This is a genomic window from Streptomyces sp. M41(2017) (assembly GCF_002078175.1).
Classification (GTDB): domain Bacteria; phylum Actinomycetota; class Actinomycetes; order Streptomycetales; family Streptomycetaceae; genus Streptomyces.
Genome location: NZ_MWFK01000002.1, coordinates 1386759 through 1410399 on the forward strand (window position 1 = coordinate 1386759; position 23641 = coordinate 1410399).

24 protein-coding genes are annotated in these 23641 nt (G+C 70.2%); 8 read left to right on the plus strand and 16 right to left on the minus strand.

Going from position 1 to position 23641, the window contains the following annotated elements; translation table 11 throughout:
* Positions 1-63: 63 nt before the first annotated feature.
* Positions 64-867, plus strand: coding sequence for a polyphosphate kinase 2 (gene ppk2 / locus B0675_RS31770; protein WP_081223055.1), 804 nt, complete (start codon positions 64-66; stop codon positions 865-867).
* A gap of 5 nt (positions 868-872) precedes the next feature.
* Here ppk2 and B0675_RS31775 read toward each other — a convergent pair whose 3' ends face one another.
* From B0675_RS31775 to sulP, 5 genes are all read right to left on the minus strand, one after another.
* Complete coding sequence (locus tag B0675_RS31775) at positions 873-1760, minus strand: universal stress protein (protein WP_081223056.1); 888 nt, start codon at positions 1758-1760, stop codon at positions 873-875.
* Positions 1761-1765: 5 nt separating this feature from the next.
* Positions 1766-2788, minus strand: coding sequence for a zinc-dependent alcohol dehydrogenase (locus B0675_RS31780; RefSeq protein ID WP_081223057.1), 1023 nt, complete (start codon positions 2786-2788; stop codon positions 1766-1768).
* A gap of 46 nt (positions 2789-2834) precedes the next feature.
* Complete coding sequence (locus B0675_RS31785) at positions 2835-3740, minus strand: universal stress protein (protein WP_081224002.1); 906 nt, start codon at positions 3738-3740, stop codon at positions 2835-2837.
* A 160-nt stretch (positions 3741-3900) separates the two neighbouring features.
* Complete coding sequence (locus B0675_RS31790) at positions 3901-4524, minus strand: DoxX family membrane protein (protein ID WP_081223058.1); 624 nt, start codon at positions 4522-4524, stop codon at positions 3901-3903.
* A 262-nt stretch (positions 4525-4786) separates the two neighbouring features.
* Positions 4787-6511: a sulfate permease gene (sulP, locus tag B0675_RS31795; RefSeq protein WP_081223059.1), complete on the minus strand. Its 1725-nt coding sequence runs from the start codon at positions 6509-6511 to the stop codon at positions 4787-4789.
* A 429-nt stretch (positions 6512-6940) separates the two neighbouring features.
* On the opposite strand from sulP, the gene B0675_RS31800 reads away from it, so the two are divergent.
* Positions 6941-7951, plus strand: a complete 1011-nt coding sequence (locus B0675_RS31800) for a nitroreductase family protein (RefSeq protein ID WP_081224003.1) — start codon at positions 6941-6943, stop codon at positions 7949-7951.
* Between the two features lie 471 nt (positions 7952-8422).
* Positions 8423-9358: a GvpL/GvpF family gas vesicle protein gene (locus B0675_RS31805; protein WP_081223060.1), complete on the plus strand. Its 936-nt coding sequence runs from the start codon at positions 8423-8425 to the stop codon at positions 9356-9358.
* A 62-nt stretch (positions 9359-9420) separates the two neighbouring features.
* Here the strand turns inward: B0675_RS31805 and B0675_RS31810 are convergent, their stop codons facing one another.
* The 10 genes from B0675_RS31810 to B0675_RS31855 form a co-directional block, all read right to left on the minus strand.
* Complete coding sequence (locus B0675_RS31810; protein WP_081223061.1) at positions 9421-9699, minus strand: gas vesicle protein K; 279 nt, start codon at positions 9697-9699, stop codon at positions 9421-9423.
* Complete coding sequence (locus tag B0675_RS31815) at positions 9696-9923, minus strand: gas vesicle protein (RefSeq protein ID WP_081223062.1); 228 nt, start codon at positions 9921-9923, stop codon at positions 9696-9698. Before B0675_RS31815 ends, B0675_RS31810 begins: the two co-directional genes overlap by 4 nt.
* Before the next feature lie 3 nt (positions 9924-9926).
* The gene (locus B0675_RS31820) at positions 9927-10784 is read right to left on the minus strand and encodes a GvpL/GvpF family gas vesicle protein (protein ID WP_081223063.1); all 858 of its coding nucleotides are present in this window, start codon (positions 10782-10784) and stop codon (positions 9927-9929) included.
* A 67-nt stretch (positions 10785-10851) separates the two neighbouring features.
* A complete protein-coding gene (locus tag B0675_RS31825) occupies positions 10852-11175 on the minus strand; it encodes a gas vesicle protein (RefSeq protein WP_081223064.1) in 324 nt (107 codons plus the stop codon).
* Entirely contained in the window at positions 11172-12263 is a 1092-nt protein-coding gene (locus B0675_RS31830; RefSeq protein WP_081223065.1) for an SRPBCC family protein, read from the minus strand. The genes B0675_RS31825 and B0675_RS31830 overlap by 4 nt, the downstream gene beginning before the upstream one ends.
* 6 nt (positions 12264-12269) lie before the next feature.
* Positions 12270-13175 carry a histone protein gene (locus tag B0675_RS41110; protein ID WP_081223066.1) on the minus strand — a complete coding sequence of 302 codons (906 nt, stop codon included), beginning with the start codon at positions 13173-13175 and terminating at the stop codon, positions 12270-12272.
* A gap of 7 nt (positions 13176-13182) precedes the next feature.
* Positions 13183-13437: a gas vesicle protein GvpG gene (locus B0675_RS31840; protein ID WP_081223067.1), complete on the minus strand. Its 255-nt coding sequence runs from the start codon at positions 13435-13437 to the stop codon at positions 13183-13185.
* Position 13438: 1 nt separating this feature from the next.
* The gene (locus tag B0675_RS31845) at positions 13439-14191 is read right to left on the minus strand and encodes a GvpL/GvpF family gas vesicle protein (protein ID WP_081223068.1); all 753 of its coding nucleotides are present in this window, start codon (positions 14189-14191) and stop codon (positions 13439-13441) included.
* Positions 14192-14194: 3 nt separating this feature from the next.
* The gene (gvpJ, locus tag B0675_RS31850) at positions 14195-14677 is read right to left on the minus strand and encodes a gas vesicle protein GvpJ (protein ID WP_081223069.1); all 483 of its coding nucleotides are present in this window, start codon (positions 14675-14677) and stop codon (positions 14195-14197) included.
* A gap of 31 nt (positions 14678-14708) precedes the next feature.
* Entirely contained in the window at positions 14709-15029 is a 321-nt protein-coding gene (locus B0675_RS31855; RefSeq protein WP_081223070.1) for a gas vesicle protein, read from the minus strand.
* Between the two features lie 319 nt (positions 15030-15348).
* On the opposite strand from B0675_RS31855, the gene B0675_RS31860 reads away from it, so the two are divergent.
* Positions 15349-15843 (plus strand): DUF2231 domain-containing protein, encoded by a 495-nt coding sequence (locus B0675_RS31860; RefSeq protein WP_179165481.1) that lies wholly within the window; start codon positions 15349-15351, stop codon positions 15841-15843.
* Positions 15844-15949: 106 nt separating this feature from the next.
* Positions 15950-16972 (plus strand): SDR family NAD(P)-dependent oxidoreductase, encoded by a 1023-nt coding sequence (locus B0675_RS31865; RefSeq protein WP_081223072.1) that lies wholly within the window; start codon positions 15950-15952, stop codon positions 16970-16972.
* 133 nt (positions 16973-17105) lie between these two features.
* Here B0675_RS31865 and B0675_RS31870 read toward each other — a convergent pair whose 3' ends face one another.
* Positions 17106-18572, minus strand: a complete 1467-nt coding sequence (locus B0675_RS31870; protein WP_081223073.1) for a PHB depolymerase family esterase — start codon at positions 18570-18572, stop codon at positions 17106-17108.
* A gap of 481 nt (positions 18573-19053) precedes the next feature.
* Between B0675_RS31870 and B0675_RS31875 the strand changes: the two genes are divergently transcribed.
* The 3 genes from B0675_RS31875 (at position 19054) to B0675_RS31885 (ending at position 23609) form a co-directional block, all read left to right on the plus strand.
* Positions 19054-19881: a 3-hydroxybutyrate dehydrogenase gene (locus B0675_RS31875; RefSeq protein WP_081223074.1), complete on the plus strand. Its 828-nt coding sequence runs from the start codon at positions 19054-19056 to the stop codon at positions 19879-19881.
* 192 nt (positions 19882-20073) lie between these two features.
* Positions 20074-21471 carry an MFS transporter gene (locus tag B0675_RS31880; RefSeq protein ID WP_081223075.1) on the plus strand — a complete coding sequence of 466 codons (1398 nt, stop codon included), beginning with the start codon at positions 20074-20076 and terminating at the stop codon, positions 21469-21471.
* A gap of 164 nt (positions 21472-21635) precedes the next feature.
* Positions 21636-23609, plus strand: a complete 1974-nt coding sequence (locus B0675_RS31885; protein ID WP_081223076.1) for a helix-turn-helix domain-containing protein — start codon at positions 21636-21638, stop codon at positions 23607-23609.
* The last annotated feature ends 32 nt before the right edge of the window (positions 23610-23641 follow it).

Here is a 23641-nt window from a genome sequence, read left to right on the forward strand (position 1 = left end):
GACGAGGAAGCCGTGCATCGGAACGCCTCGCGACGGGAGGCGTCATCCTGCGGAGGAGGCGGCATGGCCGAGAAGAAGACGGCGAAGGTGCCGCTTGCGGCGTACGAGCGGGAGCTGCTGCGTCTGCAGACGGAGCTGGTGAAGCTCCAGGAATGGGTACGCAGCGAGGGCGCCCGCGTGGTGGTGATCTTCGAGGGGCGTGACGCCGCGGGCAAGGGCGGCACGATCAAGCGGGCGGCGGAACATCTGAACCCGCGCGTCGCGCGCACGGTGGCGCTGCCCAAGCCGACCGAGCGGGAGCGCACCCAGTGGTACTTCCAGCGCTATGTGGAGCATCTGCCGGCCGCCGGGGAGATCGTGCTGTTCGACCGGAGCTGGTACAACCGCGCCGGAGTCGAGCACGTCATGGGCTTCTGCACCAAGGAGGAGTACCAACTGTTCCTGCGGCAGTGCCCGATCTTCGAGCGGATGCTGACGGAGGAGGGAATCCTGCTCCGCAAGTACTGGTTCTCCGTCAGCGACGCGGAGCAGCAGAAGCGGTTCCGGCGCCGGCTGAAGGACCCGACGAAGCGCTGGAAGCTCTCCCCCATGGACCTGGAGTCGATCACCCGCTGGGAGGCGTACTCCCGGGCGAAGGACGAGATGCTGGTCCACACCGACATCTCCGAGGCGCCGTGGTTCGTGGTCGAGAGCGACGACAAGCGCCGCGCCCGGCTGAACATGATCGCTCACCTGCTCGACTCCGTTCCCTACCACGACGTGCCGCCGCCGGTCCTGGAACTGCCCTCCCGGCCGCCGTCGACGGGCTATGTGCGCCCGCCGCGCGACCTGCAGACCTTTGTCCCTGACCACGCGGCGGGCCTCTGAGGCGCTCATCCCCGTTGTGGCACGACGGCGACCGGGCAGGCCGAGTGATGCAGGGCCGCGTGAGCGACCCGGCCGAGCTGCATGCCGACGCGTCCGTGCGGCTCGTGTCGCCGGACGCCGACCACGAGCAGGTCGGCGTCGGTGGAGGCCTCCAGCAGCACCTTGCGGGCCGGTCCCTCGGCGGTACGCCGGTGCACCTCCACCCCGGGGTGATCGGCGGCCGCCGTGTGCAGCGCCGCGTCGAGGATGTCGACGGCCGCCTGCTCGTGCAACCGCGCGGGCTCGCCCGACATCAGCGGGTGGTCGGTCGACTCGTGGGCGGGGCACCGCCAGGCACGTATCGCCTCCAAGGGGACCCCGCGTTCCGCCGCCTCCTGGAAGGCGAAGCGGGTCGCCGCCTCGCCGTGCGCCGGATCTGCGACGCCGAGGACGACCCGCTGGTGTCGCCCGGCCCTGGCCTGGTTGTCGTGGCTGCCACGCAGCACGATCACCGGGCAGTGGGCGCGAGCGGCGACCGTGAGGCTCACCGACCCGAGCAGCCTTTCGGCGATCCCGCTGCGGCCCCGTGAGCCGAGGATGAGCGCGGTGGCGCCGAAGCCCTCCGTGAGCAGCAGGCTCACCGCGTCTTCGGGGAGCACCTCGGCGGTGATCTTCACGTCGACGTTGCGACGGTGGGCCCGCTGGGTGGCGACCTCGACGATCGTGTCGGCCATGATCTGCTCCGAAGACCGTCCGAGGCCCTCGGCGAGGGCGGCACCCTCGTAGCGTTCCCAGAGCGAGGCGTACACCAGGCGCAGCGGCAGTCCGCGGAGGGCGGCCTCGTCCGTGGCCCAGTCCACGGCGCGCATGCTGGACTCGGATCCGTCGACGCCCACGACGAGGGGAAGGTCCATGGCGATCAGCTCCCTTGACGGAGATCGAAGACGATCCGGGCCGCGACCCGGCCGGCGAGAACGTCCTCCATGGAGTCGTTGACGGATGCGAGGGGGCGGGACTCACGGATCACCCGGGTCCGGCCCGCGGCGTGCAGGTCGAAGACCTCGGCGAGGTCCTGCCGGGTGCCGACGATGGACCCGATCACGGACGTCCCGTTCAACACGGTGTCGAAGATCGGGACGGGGATCGTTCCGTGCGCCGGAAGCGCGACCATGACGAGCTTTCCCCCGCGCCGCAGACCGGAGTACGCGGCGGAGAAGGCCTCCTCGTTCACCGCCAGGGCGATCGCGGCGTGCGCGCCACCATGGCGCTTGAGCACCTCGCCGGGGTCCTCCTTGCGGGCGTCGATGACGAGGTCGGCGCCCAGTTCCTCGGCGAGGTCCAGTTTGTCGTCCGTGACGTCGATCGCCGCGACGGTCGCGCCGGCGATCTTCGCGTACTGCACGGCCAAGTGACCGAGCCCGCCCACGCCGGAGACGGCCACCAACTGCCCGGGCCTGACGGCGGCGACCTTCAGGGCCTTGTAGGTGGTGACGCCGGCGCAGGTCAGCGGCGCAGCGTCCAGCGGATCGATCCCGTCCGGCACCGGCTGGGCGAAGTCGGCCCGGGCGAGCATCTTCTCGGCGTAGCCGCCGTCGCACCCGTATCCGGTGTTGATCTGCTCTTCGCACAGCGTCTCCCAGCCGGAGAGGCAGTGCTCGCAGCGTCCGCAGGCCCGGCCCAGCCAGGGCACCGCCACGCGCTGTCCCAGCGTGAGGTGGGTGACGCCGTCGCCCAGTGCCTCGACCAGGCCCACACCCTCGTGTCCGGGCACGAACGGCGGGCTCGGCCTGACCGGCCAGTCGCCGCGGGCGGCGTGGATGTCGGTGTGGCACAGCCCGGAGGCCTCAAGACGGACCCGGACCTGCCCGGGACCCGGCTCGGGTTCGGGGCGTTCCTCGATGACCAGCGGCTCACCGAACGCTCGGACGACTGCTGCCTTCATGGATCTCTCTCCTTGTGGGACCGGACCGTTGCCGGGGCTGTCGGAATCAGTCGTGCGGGACGACGGCGACGGGCGCGACCGAGTGGTGCAGCACGGCGTGGGTGACGGGTCCGATGTGGGCGCCGAGCGTCGCGCGCCGGATCCGACGTCCCACGACGACCAGGGACGCTTCGCGGGAGGCGTCCACGAGATGGTTGGCCGCCTTGCCGGACAGCGAGTCCTCGATGATCTCGACGTCCGGGTACTTCTCGCGCCAGGTCCGGAGCGCGTCCGTCACCGCCGCGGCGTCCTGCGCGGCGAGCCGGGCGTTCATCTCCAGGTCCGGCGGCATGCCGTACGCGATGTAGGGCGGTTCGTTCCAGGCGTGCACCACCCGAAGCGCCGTGGCACGCTGCTGTGCCGCGGCGAAGGCGAACCCCGTCAGCGCGTCATGGGGGCTACGGGGGTCGAGGCCGAGTGCAACGGGCCGGAACGGCGCTGCCGCCGACGGAATGCCCGAAGGATCCATCAGGTGCTCGTCCGAAGCCAGCTCACCGGCACGCACGAAGATCACGGGGCGCTCGGCGTGCGCGACGACGGCCAGGCCCACGGAGCCGACCATGAAGCCCCCCACGCCACTCAGTCCGCGGGTTCCGAGAACGAGGAGTTCGGAGTCGTTCGCGGCCCTGACCAACACCTCGGCCGGCTGTCCGTGGTGCTGCTCCGCGGCGACCTCGATCCCGGGGTGCCGGGCACGTACTCCGTCGGCCGCCTCGCGTGGAATCCGCTCGCTCCAGTGCTGGTGGGTCTCGGCGCCGAGCAGGGGCGCCTGTGCCATGGGGGTGGGAACCGGCTCCCAGACGTGGACCAGTCGCAACTCCAGTCCTCGGAGCTGGGCCTCACGTGCGGCCCATTCGGTGGCGGCGAGGCTCTCGGACGAGCCGTCGAGACCTACGGTGACAGTGCGGAGCATGGTGTCCACCTCCAGGGTCGGGGGGCCTGATTCCAGCGTCGTGCGGAACGGCTTCGCGGTGCAGGGGCCGCAGGGTCCTCGCTGGGGGCCGATCGGCCCCATGGACGCCGGCCGGCCTGCGGGGCGGTGGCCCTGTGGGCGTACCGCCCCGCCCCCGCGGTCACCGAAGCCAGGAGTTGCGGTTCACGAGCGGCAGCCGTTCCCAGACCTTGCCCAGACCCCAGGTCGCTCCCGCGCCCACCACGGCCAGGACGATCAGAACCACCGCGTAGACCACGTGGTAGTCGGCGAACGGGTTCGTCGACATGCTCGGCGAACCGTCCGACAGATGCCGGGCCGGCGGCCATTCGGCCAGCCACATGAACGCCATCATCAGCGTTCCCGCCACCGCCGCCGGCCGCAGCATCACACCCGCGACGAGAGCGATCCCGACACCCAGAAGACCGGCCATGAACAGCCAGTCCGCCCACGTGTCCCCGGCCCACGAATGGAACGTCGACTCCATCGGGCCGGCCGCCACACCGCTCAGGAAGCCCTTGGTGGGCGATCCCCCGTCGATCCAGCCCTTGCCGGACGGCGTCGCGTAGCCGAACCCGAACGTCTTGTCCAGGAACGCCCACAGGAACACGAACCCCGTCACCAGCCGCAGACCCGCGAACGCATACGACCGAACCGCCGGGACGGACGTCGCCTCGGCTCCTTCCGCCGGCCGCGCGGAGCCCGCCCCGCGCAACGACGGCCAACGGAATCCCACATGCCGACGAGAATGCTCGTGCACAGCCATGATGCTGACCCTTTCGGGAACCGCCGGGCCCGGTGCCCGACACGGAACACTCTCCCGAGCGAGGGTGATCCGCACCGGATGCCGAACGGCCGCGACCTCAGGGCTGAACGGCCCTTCTCGGAAGCCCGGTTGGGCCGGAGGGCCCGGCACGAACCGTCGGAGGTCCGTGCGTTCTGGTCCAATGCGCCGCCCGAAGGGCGGGTTGCCCGGGGTCGGACACGCGGAGAGTCGCCAAAGGCCGCACGCTGACACGACTCGGGAGCTAGGACCCCGGGCGGTTTCGCCGCCGGTCCTCGTAGGCCGCCACAGCCGTCGGAAGCGTCGGGAAGATCAGCTCCGGGCCGACTGATGCGGTGAGTCCGTAGACGTCGAGGTCGCGGCGGAGGTCCTGCTTGACGCGCGCGAGCGCGAAGACGATGCCACGGCGCCCGAGCTCCTTGCGCAGCTCGTCCACGGCATCGAGAGCGGTGATGTCGACCTCGACGTTGGCCTCCGTGTTCAGTACGAACCACCCCACCGGACCAGGATGTTCGTCGACCGCTGAAAGGGCCCGCCGCCTGAAGTTCTCGGCGTTGGCGAAGAAGAGAGGCGAGTCGTAGCGATAGACCAGCAGTCCCGGCACCGTGCGGGCCTGCGGATAGTCGTCCACGTCGTGCATGCCGGCCAGCCCCGGCACCAGTCCCTCGACGGCGTCGTGGGGGCGGGCCACGCGCGTGAGCATCTCGGCGACCGACAGCCCCACGGCGACCAGGACGCCGTAGAGGATGTCCAGGGCAAGGACCCCGGCGAGACAGCCCACGGCGAGGAGCAGTTCGCGCCGTCTGAAGGCGGCCAGCCGCCGGAATCCGGCGAAATCCATGATGCGGACGGCGGCGTACACGACCAGTGCGCCCAGCACCGCCGCCGGGGTGTGGGAGAGCAGGGGGCTGAGGAGGAGCAGGACGGCGAGGACGGCGGCGGCCGCGACGAGGGAGTACGCCTGAGTGCGGCCGCCCGCCGAGGCCGCCAGGGCGGTGCGGCTCGCGCTGCTGCTCACCGGGAGTCCGTGCAGGACTCCCGCGCCGAGGTTGGCGGCGCCCAGTGCCAGGAGCTCCTGGTTCGGGTCGAGTTCGCCGTCGTCGATGGTGAAAGCTCGCGCGGTGAGGATGACGTCGGTGTAGCCGACGAGGAGGACCCCGAGCGCCGGAAGGACCAGTCGTGCAAGATCGTCGACGGCCGGCAGCACCGGAGTGGGCAAGCCGGACGGCACATCACCGATCACGGTGATGCCGTGGTGATCCAGACCGAGGACGGCCACGAGCAGCGTGCCGAGCACCAGGGCGATCAACGGCCCCGGAAGGACACGGGAGTAGTGCGGCACCAGGAAGAGGAAGGCGATCGTCGCAGCGGAGAAAGCCACCGTGGCGAGATGGGCCTCACCGAGATGGGCCAGGAAGGAAAACAGCTGGGGGAAGAACTCCGCTCCCGTGGTCGGCACACCGGTCAACTTGGACAACTGGTCGACGATCATGATGAGCGCCACGCCCGTCATATAACCGACCAGGATCGGCCGGGACAGCAGATCGGCGAGGAAGCCGAGGCGTGCCGCCCACGCCACGAGGAACAGCAGGCCGACCACGACGGCCAGGCCCGCGGCGAGCACGGCGTACCGTCCGGGATCGCCTGCGGCGAGCGGACCGACGACCGTTGCCGTCATCAGCGCGGTCGTCGACTCAGGCCCCACGGACAGGAGCCGCGACGAACCCAGCAGCGTGTAGAGGAGCAGAGCCGGCAGGATCGCCCACAGTCCGGCGACCGGCGGTAGTCCCGCCAAGCCCGCGTACGCCATGACCTGGGGAACGAGATAGGCGGCCACCGTCAGCCCGGCCACCAGATCACCGCGCAGCCAGGACCGCTGGTACCCCCTCAGGACTCCGAGGCCCGGTGCCAGCCGCGGCACCAGGCAATGCCACGGTCCCTTGCTCTCAGCACCACGGTGCAGGGACATGCAACTCCCTCCCCTTCGTCATCCGCTCAGCATCTCTTCGATCGCCGTTGCCACGCGAGGGCCGATCGGACGGACCACGAGGGCTTTCCCCACCGAGGCTTTCCCCACCGACGGAATCGCCTCGCTCGGGCCGAGCCTTTCCCCACCGACGGAATCGCCTCGCTCGGGCCGAGCCTTTCCCCACCGACGGAATCGCCTCGCTCGGGCCGAGCCTTCGACTGGACACCCGGCACGGATGTCCGTCCAGGAGGAGCCCGGTGCGCCTTCTGCTCCCTCCAGGACGGTGTGCCGTCGAAGGACGAACGCACCAGAACGTGACCGTTCAGCCCCCTGGCCCGGGCCGGTCGGCCCCTGGGCCGTCGCCCCCCGGAAGCCCAGCCTGAAGACAGCCGCGTGTCCGCGGTCCACCTCGTCCGGCAGGAGGCCGCCATGCCCTCGACCTATCCGGACTCGGCGACGCTGGAAAAGCTCGTGTCCGCCGCCGTGGCGGCTCCATCGATGCACAACACCCAGCCGTGGCGCTTCCGGCTCGCCGCCGACGCGCCCACCCTCGAGATTCACGCGACCGCCGAGCGGGCTCTGCCCTACGAGGACCCTCACGGCAGGGCCCTGCACATAGCGGCCGGAGCGGCTCTGTTCAACCTTCGCGTGGCAGTGACCCACCTCGGCTGGACGCCGGTCACCCGGCTGCTCCCCGATCCTCACCGCCCCGGCCTCCTCGCCACCGTCCGGATCGCCCGCCAGGCGAACGCCCGCGCACCGCACACCACCGATCTGTACGACGCGATCTGGCGCCGACACAGCAGTCGGCTCACCTTCACCGAGGAAGCGGTCCCGGGCCTCGTCCTGCTCGATCTGGTGGAGGCCGCCCAGTTGGAGGGCGCCAAGCTGACCGTCCCCACGCCGCACGAGGTGGAACGTCTGCTGCGGGTCACGGCACAGGCCGAACACCGCAATCATGACGACCCCTACCGAAGCGTCGAAAGCCGCCGGTGGACCGGCCGGGACGCAACCTCCGACTCGGGCATCCCGTCCGACGCCCTCGGACCGCAGGACGCTTTCGAACGCATGCCGATGCGTGACTTCTCGGCTCAACGCTCCCGGGAGCGCTTGCCCTCACGCCCGTTCGAGCGGACCCCGACGCTGGCCTGTCTGGCCACGGGCCACGACCGCCGCTCCGACTGGCTGCGGGCCGGACAGTCGCTGCAACACGTCCTGCTGGTCGCTACCGCGCACGGCCTACGGACGTCGCTCCTGCATCAGGCCATGGAGTGGCCCGACCTGCGCAGTCGTCTAGGGAACCCCACGGCCGCCTTCGACCATGTCCAGATGCTCATCCGGCTCGGATACGGCCCTGAAGGCGCCCCGACACCACGCCGCTCGACCCGCATGTTCCTGGACCTCGACGAGGGCTCCGCCCCAGGAGATCCGGAGACCTAAAGGTCAGGGCACGTTCACCGGTGCGATCACGACGGCGCGGGTCCCGCCCGGTTGACGCATCGGCCCGAGTGACCGCACCACCGGGGCAGCCGGCCAGGCCGCCGGTCCCAGCGGCCCGTGCGCAGTCCACTCCGGTTCACCATCCCCGCGGGGGCGGGGCGGCCCTATGGACGACAGAGGTCCGCCAGCACTTCCTGCAGATCGGCGAAGCCTTCGACCGGCGCAGTTCTCATCGGCACACAGCAGGTTTCCCTCCGCTTTCGCCATCGCAACCAGATGGACGACGATTGAGAGACGGAGGCAGAGGTACTCGGGCATCACCACATATCGGAAGCCGCCAGTGTGACGATCACCTACCGAGCAGCGCTCCACGTACAAGGTTGCCTGACGCTCCGTGACGAAAGCGGCGCTCCCAGCGCGGCGAAAGCGGCGCCGGCCTCACTTTCAGTGAAAGGAAGCATCGTGAGTGTGATGCCACAGAGCGGATACAGCGTTGCCCCCAGTAGTGGAACGGGCAGCCTCTGCGACGTTCTGGAACTCATTCTCGACCGCGGACTTGTCATCGACGCGTTCACCCGGGCCCAGCCGAACACCCGGAAGGATGGCGAAAGCAACGACTCGGAAAGGGACAACGCAGGAGCGGAGGCGGGAGCGGCGGGCATTCGACCGCGTCGGCACCGGGCACGAAGCGCCTCGGGAACCGTTTCTCCCGAGGAGGACCGCGCGGACCGCGCAGCGACCGTGTACGCGTACGCCCTGACGCTCAGGGACCATCCACTGCGGCTCGACGGCCTCAACGGCGTGGGCGGCCCACCGACCCCTCTGCGTACGGTGCCCGCCGGCCCTCTCTGCGCCGTGGTGAGCGACGTCTCCGAGGAACCGCATCCCACGGAACGGGACATCGGCGCCCATCACGACGTCCAGCAACGTTTGATGGAGAGCGGTGTCGTCCTCCCCCTCCGCTTCGGCGCCACAGCCCCGGACGACGATGCCGTCCGCTCCGCTGTGGAGGAACACGCGGATGACTACGCGGAGAGGCTGCGCCGGCTGGACGGGTGCGTCGAATACAGCCTCAAAGCGGCCCAGGAAGCCAGACAGCCCAATGATCACCTCCGGGACGCCGAAGCCGACTCCGAAGCGGGTTCCCGGCAGGGCGAGTTGGACGTACAGAACGCGCGCCCCCGCCTGGAGGCACTGGCGTCCGGCGTGACCGAGGCGTTCCGCCCGTTCACCCGGGAGGTCAAGCCCGGTGCACCGAGCGGCGAGGACTTCCTCAGCGTCTCGTTTCTTGTGTCGAGCGACCAGGACGAACTGTTCACGGCCTCCGAGATGAGCCTCGCCCATCAGATGGGCGAGGACTTCGACTTCCGGCTGCACGGCCCGCTTCCGCCGTACAGCTTCGTCTAGGGCCGGCGCACACACGGGACGCGCCCCCACGAACACGCTGGGGGCCACCCGCCGGGGCGCCCTCAGTTTCGGGGCAGCAGCGTTCCCAGGGGGCCGAGGTCGAGATTGAGGTCCTCGGGGTTCACACCGTGCTGTGCGCAGAGCTCGGTCATGCGTTGATCGAGCAGCATCAGGGTCGTCCCGATCTCGTCGGCCTGCTCATCGCTCAGGTCTCCCTGCTCGATGCGGCGGATCGCCTGCCGTTCCATCAGCTGCCGGAGCAGCTCGACCACGGTGAGCACCAGCGCCACCAGATCGCGTCCCATCTGGTCACGGTCGAGGTCCAGTCGGGGGGTCGTCACAGTGGCCCACTGTCTGCCCAGGGGGCCGGGACGCGTTCGTTGACGGATGACAGCAGGGCATGGAGCGAGATCCGTACCAAGGGCACGTCGGCAATGGCGATGACCAGGTCCCCACTGACCACCACGCCAGTTGCCAGAACACGATCCAGCAGGTCGACGAGCGGCACGCCGATGGGCCCGTTCAACGGACCTGCGCTGTCCCAGGGAACCGGGTCGTGCGTCACGGTCTACACCTCGCCGACGAAGGAGTAGGGCACCCAGGGTCCGGACAGCTCGATCTGTGCTCCGGTACGTTCCTGCAGGGTTCGTGTCAGCAGCGCGAGCTCTTCGGAGCGGCGTTCCGCCACGAGATAGGTGGCGTTGAGGATCTGGACCCTCCGGTCCGTCGACGGCTGAGGGTGCGGTCGAAGCCTGCGGGACGCGGTGGCGAGCCGCCCGACCTGCTCATCCACCGTCTCGGCTGTCCTCAGGGCATCTTCCTGACTCCGCTCACGAAGTCGTTGCGCACCGCGCTTGCGCTCGAGGTACGCGAGGCCCGCTCCCGCCGCCGGGCGCCCTCGGCCCGTTGTGACGCCCGGCCGACCGGCGCGCCGGTCCGCGTCGTCCGTGGGAGCCGTTGCAGCCGTTGCAGCCGTTGCAGCCGTTGCAGCCGTTGCAGCCGGGGGTGCGTACACCTTCACACCCCATTCGGCGTGGTGAGCGATCCGCTTCAACGCGGCGCGGAACCGAGCCGTCTCCTTCGTCAGAGCGTCCCGGGCCCGTTCGTCCGCGTGATAGACCGTCGCCATCGGCAGCGGAACGGTGGGGCAGGCAGCCGCGACCACCGAGACGACGTCGTGGTGCGCGCGTGCGTATCGTTCCAGTTCCCGCTGGTCCGACAGACGGCTCTGCCAGGCTTCGTCGGTGAAGTCACGGGCTCGGACGGTCTGCACGATCGCTGTGAAGGAGTCCAGCGCCAGCAGCCTGACAGGCGCCTCGTGCGTCACTCCGGGCAGGCCGGCCCAGGAAGACGGGTCCGGGTCGCGGCAGACGGCGAACACATAGGTGGCGTTGGCGTCCGAAACGTCAGCGTCGTGCTGCCTCATGTACGTCGGCTCTCCTCGATCGTCGATGGTTGATCTTTCAGACCGTGCACACCGTCCGGCGGCGTCCCTACTCGTCCGCCGTCCCGGACTCGAGCGCCCGGAGACGCTCCCGCAGTTCGCGGTTCTCCTCGTGCAGGGCGTCGCGAGAAGCGCGGGAGCTGAGGGCAGGATCGGACTCCCACCAGTCGATTCCGGCCTTCTTCGCCGTATCCACGGATGCCACGAACAGGCGGAGCCGAATGGTGAGCAGTTCGATGTCGAGGAGGTCGATCTTGATGTCTCCGGCGATCACGATGCCCTTGTCCAGGACGCGTTCGAGGATGTCGGCGAGGTTGTTCGCCTGAGGTCCGGGGGCGGGATAGTGCTCCTGCCGAAAGTCGACATCAGTCACTGACGTCGCCTCCGTCCGCGTTTCGGCGGCGCTGCGTCCTCGTCCTCATCCTCGGCTTCTTCCTCTTCTCCCCCTTCGTCCTCGGGCTCGTCCTCGCCGTCGTAGGCCTCCTCCGCTTCTTCGTCCTCTTCCTCTTCGTCCTCGGGCTCTTCTCCGTCCTCGGGCTCTTCCTCGTCCTCGTCGTCGTCCTCGTAAGCGTCGTCGGCGCTCTCCTCGGACTCGTCCTCGGGCTCGTCGCCTTCCGACTCCTCCCGCTGCGCCTCTTCCTCCTCGACGGCGTCCTCATGGGTGACCACGACTTCCCCGTCGCGGATCTCACCTCGCCAGCCTTCGGGTTCCTCGGTGGCGAGAGTGACGTATCGCTGGAAGTTCTTGAAGTCGAGGCGTACACGGCGGCCTTGAGCGCGCCAGAGGTTGCCGGTCTTCTCGAAGAACCCGGCCGGGTAGTACTCCATGACGAGGATGACGCGCGTCAGCGTGGGTGTCAGTTCGTGGAAGCTGACCGCCCCGCGGGTGGTGCCCTTGGCGCCTTCGGAGGTCCATACGATGCGGTCGTCGGGGATCTGTTCCTGGACGGTCGCCTTGAAGCTGCGTGTCGACGGCCCGACCTTCACCTTCCAGTCACTCTCGAGCTCGTCGCCCTTCGAGACGTCCTGGACGCCTTTCGCGAAGCTGCTGAACTGGTCGTACTGCGTCCAGTAGTCATAGGCGTCCCGCAGCGGCACGCCGATGTCGAGGACCTCGTCGATGTTCATGACCTTGCCGCCGCTGGACTTCCGTTTCCCCTTGCCTCCACCTCCCCCGAAGGCGCTTTTCGCTTTGTCGACCACGTTGTCCTTGACGCCCTTGGCCTTCTCCGAGACAAAGGCCTTCACCGGCGAGTCACCCTGCAGGATGCGTGATCCGATCGCGGGAAGAGAGCCTCCGTTGTCGGCCGCGTCCGTCAGTTGTCCGGTGAGGTCGGTCAGTTTCCCCCCGGCCTTCTCGGCAAGGTGCTCCACTTGCTTGGACAGGAACTTCGACAGCTCTTCGCGAACCTGGTCCATTCCCGATGCCTCGGCGGGCTGGTCGCTTTCCGTCTTGGCCATGGCGGTCTACCTCCGACGACTGGCGCTCTTGGATGCGGTCCGCTTGGACGCCGCCGTCTTCTTGGCTGCTGTCTTCTTCGCGGGAGCGGTCTTCTTCGCCGCCGTCTTCTTCGCCGGCGCCTTCTTGGCCGGTGCCTTCTTGGCCGGTGCCTTCTTCGCGGCCGCCTTCTTGGCCGGCGCCTTCTTCGCAGCCGCCTTCTTGGCGGGAGCAGCCTTCTTTGCAGGAGCGGTCTTCTTCGCCGCCGACTTCTTCGCCGGCGCCGACTTGCGCCCTGCGGTCTTCCCCTGCGACCCGGAGTCGCTCTCTCCGCGCTTGGGAGCAGCCCTCCGCCGACGCGGCTTGGGCTCCGGCTCCTCCTCCGGCTCTTCTTCCTCTTCCTCCTCGTCCTCTTCCTCTTCCTCTTCTTCGGGCTCCTCCTCTTCCTCGTACTCGCCCTCCGGCTCCTCGTCCTCCTCTTCTTCCTCCTCTTCCTCGTCCTCGTACTCCCCCTCCGGTTCGCCGTCCTCCGGTTCGCCGTCCTCCTCTTCCTCGTCTTCCTCGTCGTACTCGGCGTCCTCGTCCTCCGGGTACTCCTCTTCGTCCTCTTCCTCGTCCGGCTTCGCGCCGATCAGCGCCGTGCGCTCACTGATGGCACCGGCAAGCGTCCCCATGCTGCGTTCGGCCGCGGCGGCCATGGCCTTGCGGCCCGCGTCCAGCACCTCTCCGCGCAACTGCTCCTGCAACTCGGCCACCTGCGGGATCTCTGTCAGACGGCGCATGCCTTCGGCGGCCAACTGACGGGGCTCCAGGCCGAATCGACGGCCGGCCAGGTAGGTAGCGATGGAGAGGGCCATCCGGCCCTTCTTGGTACGGCCCAGCACGTAGCCGCCCACTACAGCGGCGGCAAGAGCCACCTTGTCCTTCTCGTCCATGAGTGCGTCACCTTCGATCCGTCGGCGTGGAACGGGCTCGGGCGGCATGGAGCCGGTCGAGCAGCCGTTCCTCTTCTCGTTCGAACTCCTCCAGGCTGATGGCGCCGTCTTCAAGTTCCTGGTTCAGGACGGCCAGCTGCGTACGGAGCACTCCTGGATCGTGCAGCTCACGCTCCGCTGCGTCATTGAGCTTCTCCGCCACCCAGACGACGCCCCGGACGGGTGCGATGGGCAGCGTGAGGAGTCCACTGATGAGGCCCATCTCAGACTCCAGCCGTTCGGACGGGGACACGTTCGGCGGAGACGAAGCTGTAGCAGGGCAGTGGGCCCGAAAGGCGCAGTTGCAGCCGGTTCCGGTGTTCGTGGGCCATGTCTCGCGCCAGCGCCAGGAAGGCGTCGCTGTCTGTTCGGGGCACGAGGAACGAGGTGTTCAGAACGCAACCCTGGACGTCGGGGCCCTGAGCCACCGCTCTGGCCCGGGGGGCGAGCTCCCGCAGAACGTGCCGACCCGCGTCCAGGGCCCGGCTGTCCAGGGCCGCCGCCACGGCTTCCCCCAGCCGCAGACTGGCCTCGTACCCCGGCTGCCGACGCAGAGTGTCCCGCAGGCGGCGTACGTTCTTGTCCTCGGCAACGACGCTCGCCAGTGCGTCCTGCGCGGACAGCACTTTGACGTTCACCTCGATCGCGTTCGAGAGGTGCTCCAGCACCACCAGGTGGTCCGCCTCGCGGGCCGCCAGTTGGCCGCGGATCGTCTCTTCGTCCGAGGCGACCATTCCGAAGCGCATCGGCAGGACGGGACCCCGGGCCGAGAGCCGCAGCAGAAGGTCCTGGTGAGCCAGCAGGTCACGGCGCCTGGCGCGCAACTTGGACGGGGCGTCACTGATGACCGCCGCCACCCGTCCCTGCCGGATCGACCGTACGGGCGCCGCGGGGCTGCCGACGCCCGATGTACCAGGCGGCAGCGGCCTTCCCGCACGAGTGATCGCGTAGACGTAGAGACCGGCGTCGTCGCTCACGACTCACGCCTCCGCGGAGCGGCGGCGGCGGCCGGCACTGCTGCTGCGGACCGGAGGGCGACGCTTCCTCGGGTGCTCCCGGTGTTCTTCCTCGTCCTCGTCGGACTCGTCGGCGTCGTCGTCCCTGCCTCCGACGGCCTTGAGGACCGTGTCGCCGACACTGTGTGCGGCCTCGCGCACCTTGCGTTTGCCCATGGACTTGGCGGCGCCGGCCGCACCCCCGCCCAGCAGTTCCGGGATGGTCGTGCTGCCGGAGTCCCGCTCCAGGTCGAGGCGGTTGCAGGCCTCGGCGAAACGCAGATAGGTGTCGACGCTCGCCACCACGATGCGTGCGTCGATCTTGAGGATCTCGATGCCGACCAGGGAGACCCGGACGAACACGTCGATCACCATGCCCCGGTCAAGGATGAGCTCGAGCACGTCGTACAACGTGCCCGCGCGAGGTGGGCAAGCCACTACCTCGTCGGAGTAGGTGGTCGCGGACATGAAGCGTCCTTCCGGTCGTCGGGAGACTGGGTCAGTCGTCGGCGGATCCCCGCCGGTAGCGGCGGACCCGGTGGTACTCCACGAGTTCGCCGTCCTGGTCGATCCGAACTTCGTACGAGGCCAGCAGGCTCGTCGTGTCCGGGATGCGCGGCAGCTCCAGTACGTCCACCACGACACGCCAGCCGTCGTCCTCCCGTCCGACGGCCGTGACGCCCTCGGTCGGGTGGCCGATCAGGCCCTCGAGGCTCCGGGAGGCAGCACGAGCAGCCGATTCGGCTCCTTTCACGGCGCGTGGGCGGCGCGCGGTGGCCGTCGAGGACTTCTTTGCGCGAGGGCGACGCTCTTCTGCCATGGGGTTAAGTCTTGTGCATATCCGACATACCGCACCTTGAGAAGGGCCATCAGGCATCGCCGGAGGCAGGCGATACGCGCATCCCGTCGCTCACACAGAGGTCGGGCACCGGCCGTCGAGGGGGCTGAGAGCGGACGCACTCCGCAGTCGAGCGGGCCGCCCGCAGGCCGGGCGGCACGGGAGACCAGTCGGCACAGCAACGGGACGGAGCTGTCATAACGGGTACGCGTTCTGCATGAACCCACCCCTCTCCCCCGTCCCGGAAGATTCCAGAAGTCCCCTCATCCCGTCCGCGCCGTCAGCGGCGTGGCTGAAAACCTTGGGCCGTATCGAGAACTCGCCCGTGGCGGACCCGGCCGTCCGGGCTCTTCAGCGAGGAATCCGCTCGCTTCCTCTGGGCGACGTACGTGATCTCCTGCGCGGCAGGCCACTGGGGCACCCGGTGCATCCCGTCCTCGTGCAGGTGCCGATCGGTTGCTGGCTCTCGGCCGTCGTGCTCGACGTCGTGCCGAGGCCCGCCGTCCGGAGCGCGCCCACCATCCTCACGGCCGTCGGCCTCGCGGGCATCGCCCCCGCCGCCGTCTCCGGCTGGACCGACTGGGCCGATCTGCCGCCCGAACAGGCCCGGGTCGGGCTGGCCCACGCGGTCACGAACGTGGCGGCGGTGGCCTTCTTCACCGGATCCCTGACCGCCCGGCTACGCGGCCGCTCCGCGAAGGGGAAGCTGTGGTCGCTGGCCGGCCTGGCAGCGGTCGCCGTCAGCGGCGCCTTGGGTGGGCACGTCGCCTACCGGAGGGCCATCGGCGGGGCCTAGCGAAGCGCCCTCGATCCAGGGTGCTTCGCCGGAGTGCGGCGTCCTCGCGTCTGCGCGCAGGCGATGCGGGTACTCGAGGCTCCTTCGAAGAGCGAGGTGAGAACACGTGACACACACGTCAAGGCGATCGAACCTGGAAGGCCTGTCCGCACTGGTCACCGGTGGGTCCAGAGGGCTGGGACTGCTGGTGGCCGCACGTCTGGCACAGCGCGGTTGCCAGGTCACCGTGGCGGCGCGCGACGAGGACGAACTGCGCCGCGGCGCCGAATGGGTCGAAGAGAAGACCGGGAGACGCGTCTCCACCGCGGTGTGCGACGTCCGTGACCGGAACGCGGTGGAGTCGATGGTGCGGCAGGCCGAGGCGCGGCGCGGCAGGCTGGATGTCGTCGTCGCCAACGCGGGTGTCATCCAGGTCGCTCCGGTGGAATCGCTCGACAACGAGGCTTTCGAGGACGCCATGACCACCATCTTCGGTGGCACCGTGAACACGGCCATGGCGGCCCTTCCGCACCTGCGCATGAGCGAGGCCGGGGGCCGCCTGTGCCTCATCGGTTCCGTCGGCGGGCTGCTCGCGGTTCCGCACCTGCTCCCCTACTCATGTGCCAAGGCAGCCGTCGGCGCTCTGGGCGAGGGACTGCGTGCCGAGACGGCCGGCCAAGGCCTCAGCGTGACGACGGTCCATCCCGGCCTGATGCGCACCGGCTCGCATCTGCAGGCCGAATTCGGCGGCCGGTCGTCCGAGGAGTTCGCCTGGTTCTCCGCTCTGTCCGGAGCGCCCGTGATCTCCATGGACGCCGAACGTGCGGCGGAGCGCATCGTCCAGGCCCTGGAGAAGCGCCGGACCCGCGTGGTCCTCACCCCCGCGGCGCGGGTCGCGTCGGTGGCGCACGGCGTGGCGCCTACCACGGTCACCCGGCTCAGCGGACTCGCTGCCCGGCTTCTCCCTCGGTCCCCGTCCGCGGAAAGCGCGGCCGGCGACTCCGCGGACGACGGCATGGCGCAAGGCCACACCATCGATCGCCCAGCCACTAGCTGGACGGAAAGGGCCCGGCGGTTGGGCAGCGGCCTCAACGACCGGGCGGCACGCCACTACAACCAACGGATTCCGGGGCCGCCCACCAGCGCATGACGACCCGACGCCGTCCGCCGGTCAGGCGTGTCGCGGACACCGCGAACAACCTTCTTCCCCGCGGCGACAAGGGGACCTGACCCGATGGTTCTCTGTCAGGTCCCCTTGACGCCCGTCGGTTCGCGCAACCGCGTCAGCAGCCCGAGTCCGCGATGACGAAGTAGCCCGGAGAGGTCTCCTTCAGGGTGTGAGTGACGGCGACGTTGTACAGGCCCATGTTCTGGGCGGAGCCGTTGGCGTAGGTGTAGCCGCCGGTCTGGTGGGCGCGGCCGGCCTGCACCTGCTGGTAGTTGTTGCCGGTGTAGCACCTGGGTACGGAGCCTGTCGTCGTCGCCGTGACGGACGCGGAGATCGCGCCGACGGCTCCGGAGGGATCGACCGCGGCGACGGTGTAGCCGTAGGAGGTCCCGGCCGACAGACCGTTGTCGGTGTAGGCGGTGCCCGTCGTGGAGGCCACCTTGGTGCCGCCGCGGTAGACGTTGTACGTGGTGGCGCCGCTGACCGAGGTCCACGACAGCGAAGCGGCCGTGTCCGTGGTGCCGGTCACCTTGAGGCCGGACGGGGCGGGCAGCGAACCGGTGCCTCCCTGGTCACCGCTGCCGTCGAGGCCCCAGAACTTCGCCGTGTGGTAGCTGGAGCAGATGGAGTTGAGGTAGTACGTCCCCGTGCTGCCGCACTGGTCGGCACCCGAGCCGGGGTTCACGGCGAGGCCGTGCGCCATGCCGGAGACGGAGAACAGGGCGACGGCGGGCTTGCCGGTGCTGTCGTCGTAGATGCTCTCGGTGGTGCCGCCGGTCAGGTTACGGGTGCTGGACGCGGTCTGGCCGATGCCCCAGACGTCGGTCCACTGGTCGCGCAGTTCGGTGCCGTTGACGGGGGCGACGGTGGTGTCGGAGGAGCCCTGCCAGATGGCGACCCGCGGCCACGGACCCGTATAGCCGGGGTAGGAGTTGCGGACCTTGTCACCCCACTGCTTCGGGGTGAGGTTCTGGTTGCTGTACTGGCAGCCCGAGGCGGCGGCCTGCGTCGTGGCGCACTGCGCGGGGAGACCGGAGTCGACCGATCCGCCGGCGAACACGTCCGGGTAGTCGGCGAGGAGGTTCGCGGTCATCCCACCGCCGGCGGAGAGCCCGGTGACGAAGACGCGGCTGCGGTCCGATCCGTACTGCGCCGCGGCGGTGTCGACCATCTGCTTGATCGAGGCCGCCTCGCCCTTCGCCCGGGTGTCCTTGGCCGCGTCGAACCAACTGAAGCAGGACAGGCTGTTGTTGGCCGAGCCGGTCTGCGGGTACACCACGGCGAAGCCCCACTGGTCGGCGAACTTCTGCCAGCCGGAGTGGGTGTGGTAGTCGCTCGCGGACTGGGTGCAGCCGTGCAGGGCGACCACCAGCGGTGCGTCGGCGGGAAGACCGGACGGGGCGTACTCGTACATCGCCAGGTTGCCGGGGTTCGAGCCGAAGCCGGTGACCTGCTGGAGGGTGCCCGCGGCCGCCGCGCTCGACGCGGCAGGGCCGACGACGCCCAGGCCGGCGACGACGGCGCCCAGTGCTGCGGCCGACGCGCAGCGCCGGAGGAATCCACGCCAGGGGGAGTGAAGCATGATGCGGCTCCGATGAGTGATGGGGGGTCGGGTGGGCTGGGGTGGGGTGGTGTCAGGTGGGTGGGAGCGGGGACGCGGCGCGGCGGCGGTGGTCCCACCCCGCCGGGTCGCGCCCCGCACCCGTTCCTTCGGCCGGACTCCGCGGCACGTGTCCGCGGCCGGCCCGCTGTCGTACGACGTGCTGGAAGCGGACCGTACGACCGGCGCCCGGCGCCGCGACATGTGAGGGACAGCCAGGACCGCGGTGCCCGGCGTGGCTCGTCCACCCATGGTGTCGGCCGTGACGCTGTGACATGCCCCGGGCCGGGCGGGACGAACAGGCCGGAGTGCCCGCGTCCCTGCGGTGGTTCAGACGGGCGGTCGGAGGATGTCGGAGCACGGCCCGCCGTCACCCCATGGTGGTGGGGTCCATTCCCCGGCGCGAAAGTATGTCGGCGACCCACATGTCTGGCCGCGTGGTTCCTCCCTACCGTGGTCCGCCATGGACAGCACCAAGAGCTCCGACGAGGGCTCACCTCAGCATCCCGGGCCCGGTGACACCACCGCGTCCGGCCTGGCGTCGACCGGCTTCCTCACCGGCCGCAAAGTGCTGGTCACCGGTGCCGCCAGCGGGATCGGCCGGGCCTGCGCCGACGGCTTCGCCGCGGCGGGCGCCGAGGTCTACGTGGTGGACCGGGCCGGCGAGGCGGCCAAGGAGGTGGCGGAGGCGATCGGTGGCACGGCCGTCGTGGCCGATCTCTCCGAGGCCGAGGCCGTGGACGCGCTGCCGGACGACGCCGACATCGTGGTCAACAACGCGGGCCTGCAACATGTCGCCCCTCTGCACGAGTTCCCCCCCGAGCGCTTCGCGCTGATCCAGCGGGTCATGGTCGAAGCGCCGTTCCGCATCCTGCGCCGCACGCTGCCCCACATGTACGCGCGGGGGTGGGGCAGGGTCGTCAACATCTCGTCCGTGCACGGCCTTCGGGCCAGCGCCTACAAGTCGGCGTACGTCACGGCGAAGCACGCGCTGGAGGGCCTGAGCAAGGTGGTGGCCCTGGAGGGCGCCCCGCACGGCGTGACCAGCAACTGCATCAGTCCGGGTTATGTCCGTACCCCGCTGGTCGAGGAGCAGATCGCCCAACAGGCGCTCGCCCACGGCATTCCGGCCGCGGACGTGGTGGACCAGGTCTTCCTGGACCGCACCGCGATCAAGCGCCTCATCGAGCCGCCCGAGGTCGCCGAGGCGGCCCTGTGGCTGTGCACCGACCACAGCGCCTACATCACCGGCACGTCGATCCCCCTGGACGGCGGCTGGACGGCCCACTGACATCCCACTGACGGCGCACCGGATCGGCTCACCCGCGGCCGATGACGGTTCCCGCCGCGGCGGCGGCGCGAACGGCACCTCCCTCGCCGCCGCATCGCACCGAACAGACTCCCCGGACCCGTTCCCTTCGTCCCCAGCGTCGACCGGGCCCGGTGGTTCCGCTCCCCTCCCCATCCCGAAACGGTGACAACCATGCCCAGCGCTCACAACGCCGTGAACGACCCAGGCACATCCGCGACGCCAGGCGGTCTGCGCAAGATCGTCGCGGCCAGCCTGATCGGCACCACCATCGAGTGGTACGACTACTTCCTGTACGGCTCGGCCGCCGCCCTGGTCTTCGGCCGGGTGTTCTTCCCGGAGTCGGACCCGCTGACCGGCACCCTGTTGTCCTTCCTCACCTACGCCATCGGTTTCGCCGCCCGCCCGATCGGCGCCGTGGTCTTCGGTCACTTCGGCGACCGCCTCGGACGCAAGAAGCTCCTGGTCGTCAGCCTGCTGATGATGGGCCTGTCCACCGCGCTGATCGGCTGTGTCCCCGGCTACGACACCATCGGCGTCGCGGCTCCCCTGCTGCTGACCACCCTGCGGCTGGTCCAGGGCTTCGCCCTCGGCGGCGAGTGGGGCGGCGCCGTGCTGCTGGTCTCCGAGCACGGGGACGCCAACAGGCGGGGTTTCTGGGCCTCGTGGCCGCAGGCCGGCGCCCCGGCCGGAAACCTGGTCGCCGTCGGGGTGCTCTCGCTGATGACCACCGTGCTGAGCGACGAGGCGTTCAACTCCTGGGGCTGGCGGGTGCCCTTCCTGCTCTCGGCCGTCCTGGTCATGATCGGTCTGTGGATCCGGCTGTCCGTCGACGAGTCCCCGCTGTTCAAGGAGGCGCTCGCGAAGGCGGAGCGGCGCAAGGCGGAGCAGCGGGCCGAGCAGCCGCCGTTCGTCGCGGTGGTACGCCACCACTGGCGGGACATCCTGGTCGCGATGGGCGCGCGGATGGCCGAGAACATCTCGTACTACGTGATCACCGCGTTCGTCCTGACCTACTGCGTCAGCCACCTCGAGATCGACAAGCAGACGTCGCTCAACGCCGTGCTGATCGGCTCGGCCGTGCAGTTCTGCCTGATCCCGCTGTTCGGCGCGCTCTCGGACCGGATCGGCCGCAAGCCCGTGTACCTGGTGGGGGCGGTCGGCGTGGGACTGTGGTCGTGGGCCTTCTTCGCCCTGCTGGACACCCGGTCCTTCCCCGCGCTGGTGCTCGCCGTCACCGTCGGGCTGATCTTCCACAGCGCCATGTACGCACCTCAGGCGGCGTTCTTCTCGGAGCTGTTCGCCACCCGGATGCGGTACACCGGCGCCTCGATCGGGGCGCAGCTGTCCTCCGTGGCGGCCGGCGCACCGGCTCCGCTGATCGCGACCGCGCTGCTGAGCTCCTACGGCAACGCCACCCCGATCTCGGTGTACGTCGGTCTGGCCGCGGTGGTCACGGTGATCGCCGTCGTCGCCGCCCGGGAGACCCGCGGCAGGGACCTCTCGGCCATCGAGCCGGACGACACCGTGGCGCGTACCGTCCCGGAACAGCAACCGGCCGCGTCCGCCTGACCGTCCGGCACCGCTCACCCGACGAGGGTCGGTGTCCTCCCGTCGGGGGACACTGGCCCTCGTCGGGCGTTCCGTTCCGGGCCGCACCCCGACCCCACCTGAACCGGCTCCACCCGTCACCCATCACCGACCACCTCCCACCGACTCGCAACGGTTGCCCGCCCATGTCGCACACGCCCCAGTCCCCCGCCCGTCATCTGCGCCGGCTCCTCGAACTCCTCGCCGCGGGCGCCCCCGCCGAAGAACTCGGGACCGTCGCCGCCGAGGCGCGCCGCAACGGCGCCACGGCCGAGGATCTCGCCGAGGTGGAACAGGCCACCGAGGCGGCGCTGCGCGTGCACAGCACGCTCAGGCAGCACCGGCGCCGGGAAGCGGAGTTGACCGCGCTCTTCGACACCGCGGGCGACCTGGCGGCCCTGCGTGACCTCGACGCGGTACTGCGCTCCATCGTCCGGCGGGCCCGGATGCTGCTGGGCACCGACACGGCCTACCTCACGCTGCCCGACGAGGAGGCCGGGGACACCTTCATGCGGGTCACCGACGGCTCGGTGTCCGAACTGTTCCAGAACCTCCGCCTGCAACTGGGTGAGGGGCTCGGCGGTCTGGTCGCGCAGACCGCCCGCCCCTACGCCACGCCGGACTACCGCACCGACGACCGCTTCCTGCACACCGGCAGCATCGACGCCGGAGTCCTGGACGAGGGCCTGGTCGCGATCCTCGGCGTGCCGTTGCTGCTGGGGTCGGGAAGCGGCGGCCAGGTCATCGGGGCGCTCTTCGCGGCGGACCGCACGCCCCGCACCTTCGCACCGGACGAGGTCGCGCTGCTCTGTTCGCTGGCCGACCACGCCGCCATCGCCATCGACACCGCCAAGGCCATGGCCGACGCACGGATCGCGCTGGCCGAACTGGCCGAGGCCAACGCCGTGATCGGCGAGCACTCCGCCGCCATCCAGCGTGCCGAGGAGTCCCATGACCGGCTCACCGATCTCGTCCTGCGGGGCGGCGACGTGGCCGACGTGGCCGACGCCGTGGCCGGCCTGCTGAAGGGGGACGTCGCGGTCCACGACGGTTCCGGCCGGCCGCTCACGGCGGTCGGCGCGCACGGCGGCGCCGCGTCCGCGGACGGGGGTGGCGCGCCCGGGAGCGGGGAGGACGGCGGTGGCGCGGCGGAGGCGGCGGAACTGGTCGCGGCGGCGAAGCGCTCACGCGCGGCGGCCCGCGCGGTGTTCCGTGACGGGCGGTGGGTGTGCGCGATGCTGGCGGGGCGGGAGCTGCTGGGCTGTCTGGTCCTGTACGGGCGTCCGGATCTCGACGGCCCTGACCAGCGTCTCTTCGAGCGGAGCAGTGTCGTGACCTCCCTGCTGCTCCTGCTGAGGCGGTCGGTGGCGGAGACCGAGAACCGGGTCCGGGGAGACCTGATCACCGATCTCCTCACCGCACCCGATCGCGACCCGGCCGGCCTTGTGGCCCGGGGCCGGCGCCTCGGGTTCGACCTCGACCGGCCGCACATCCTGCTGGCCGCCCGGACCGACGGTGAGGCACGGGACCGGCTCGCCGACGCGGCCGTGCAGTACCTCTTCGGGGGCGGAGGCGTCAGCGCGGAACACGAGGGGGCCGTGGTGCTGCTGCTTCCTCGCGGTGGGACCGGTCCGGGGGAAGCGGCCCGCCTCGCCGCCGGGCAGCTCGGCCAACTGGTGGGCGCGCCGGTCACGGTGGCCGGCGCCGGACCGGCGGCCGGGCCGCGGGCGATCGCCGACGCGCACACGGAAGGCGTGCGCTGCCTGCGGGCCCTGCGCGTGCTCGGCCGTGCGGGGCAGGGGGCGAGCGTCGCCGAACTCGGCTTCCTCGGCGTGCTGTTGGGCGACCATCACGACGTGGACGGCTTCGTCACCACGGCCCTCGGACCGCTGCTGGAGTACGACGCCCAGCGCGGGACCCAGCTGGTGCGCACGCTGCGCGCCTACTTCGACTGCGGCGGATCCCTGACCCGGGCCAAGGAGGACCTGCACGTGCACGTGAACACGGTCGTGCAGCGTCTGGACCGGGTCCAGGCACTCCTCGGCCCCGACTGGAACACCCCCGAGCAGGCACTGGAACTCCAACTCGCCCTGCGTCTGCACCTCCTGTCCGGCGCCTGACGCCCGGCGGCAGGGGCTCTCCGGAGCGGCCG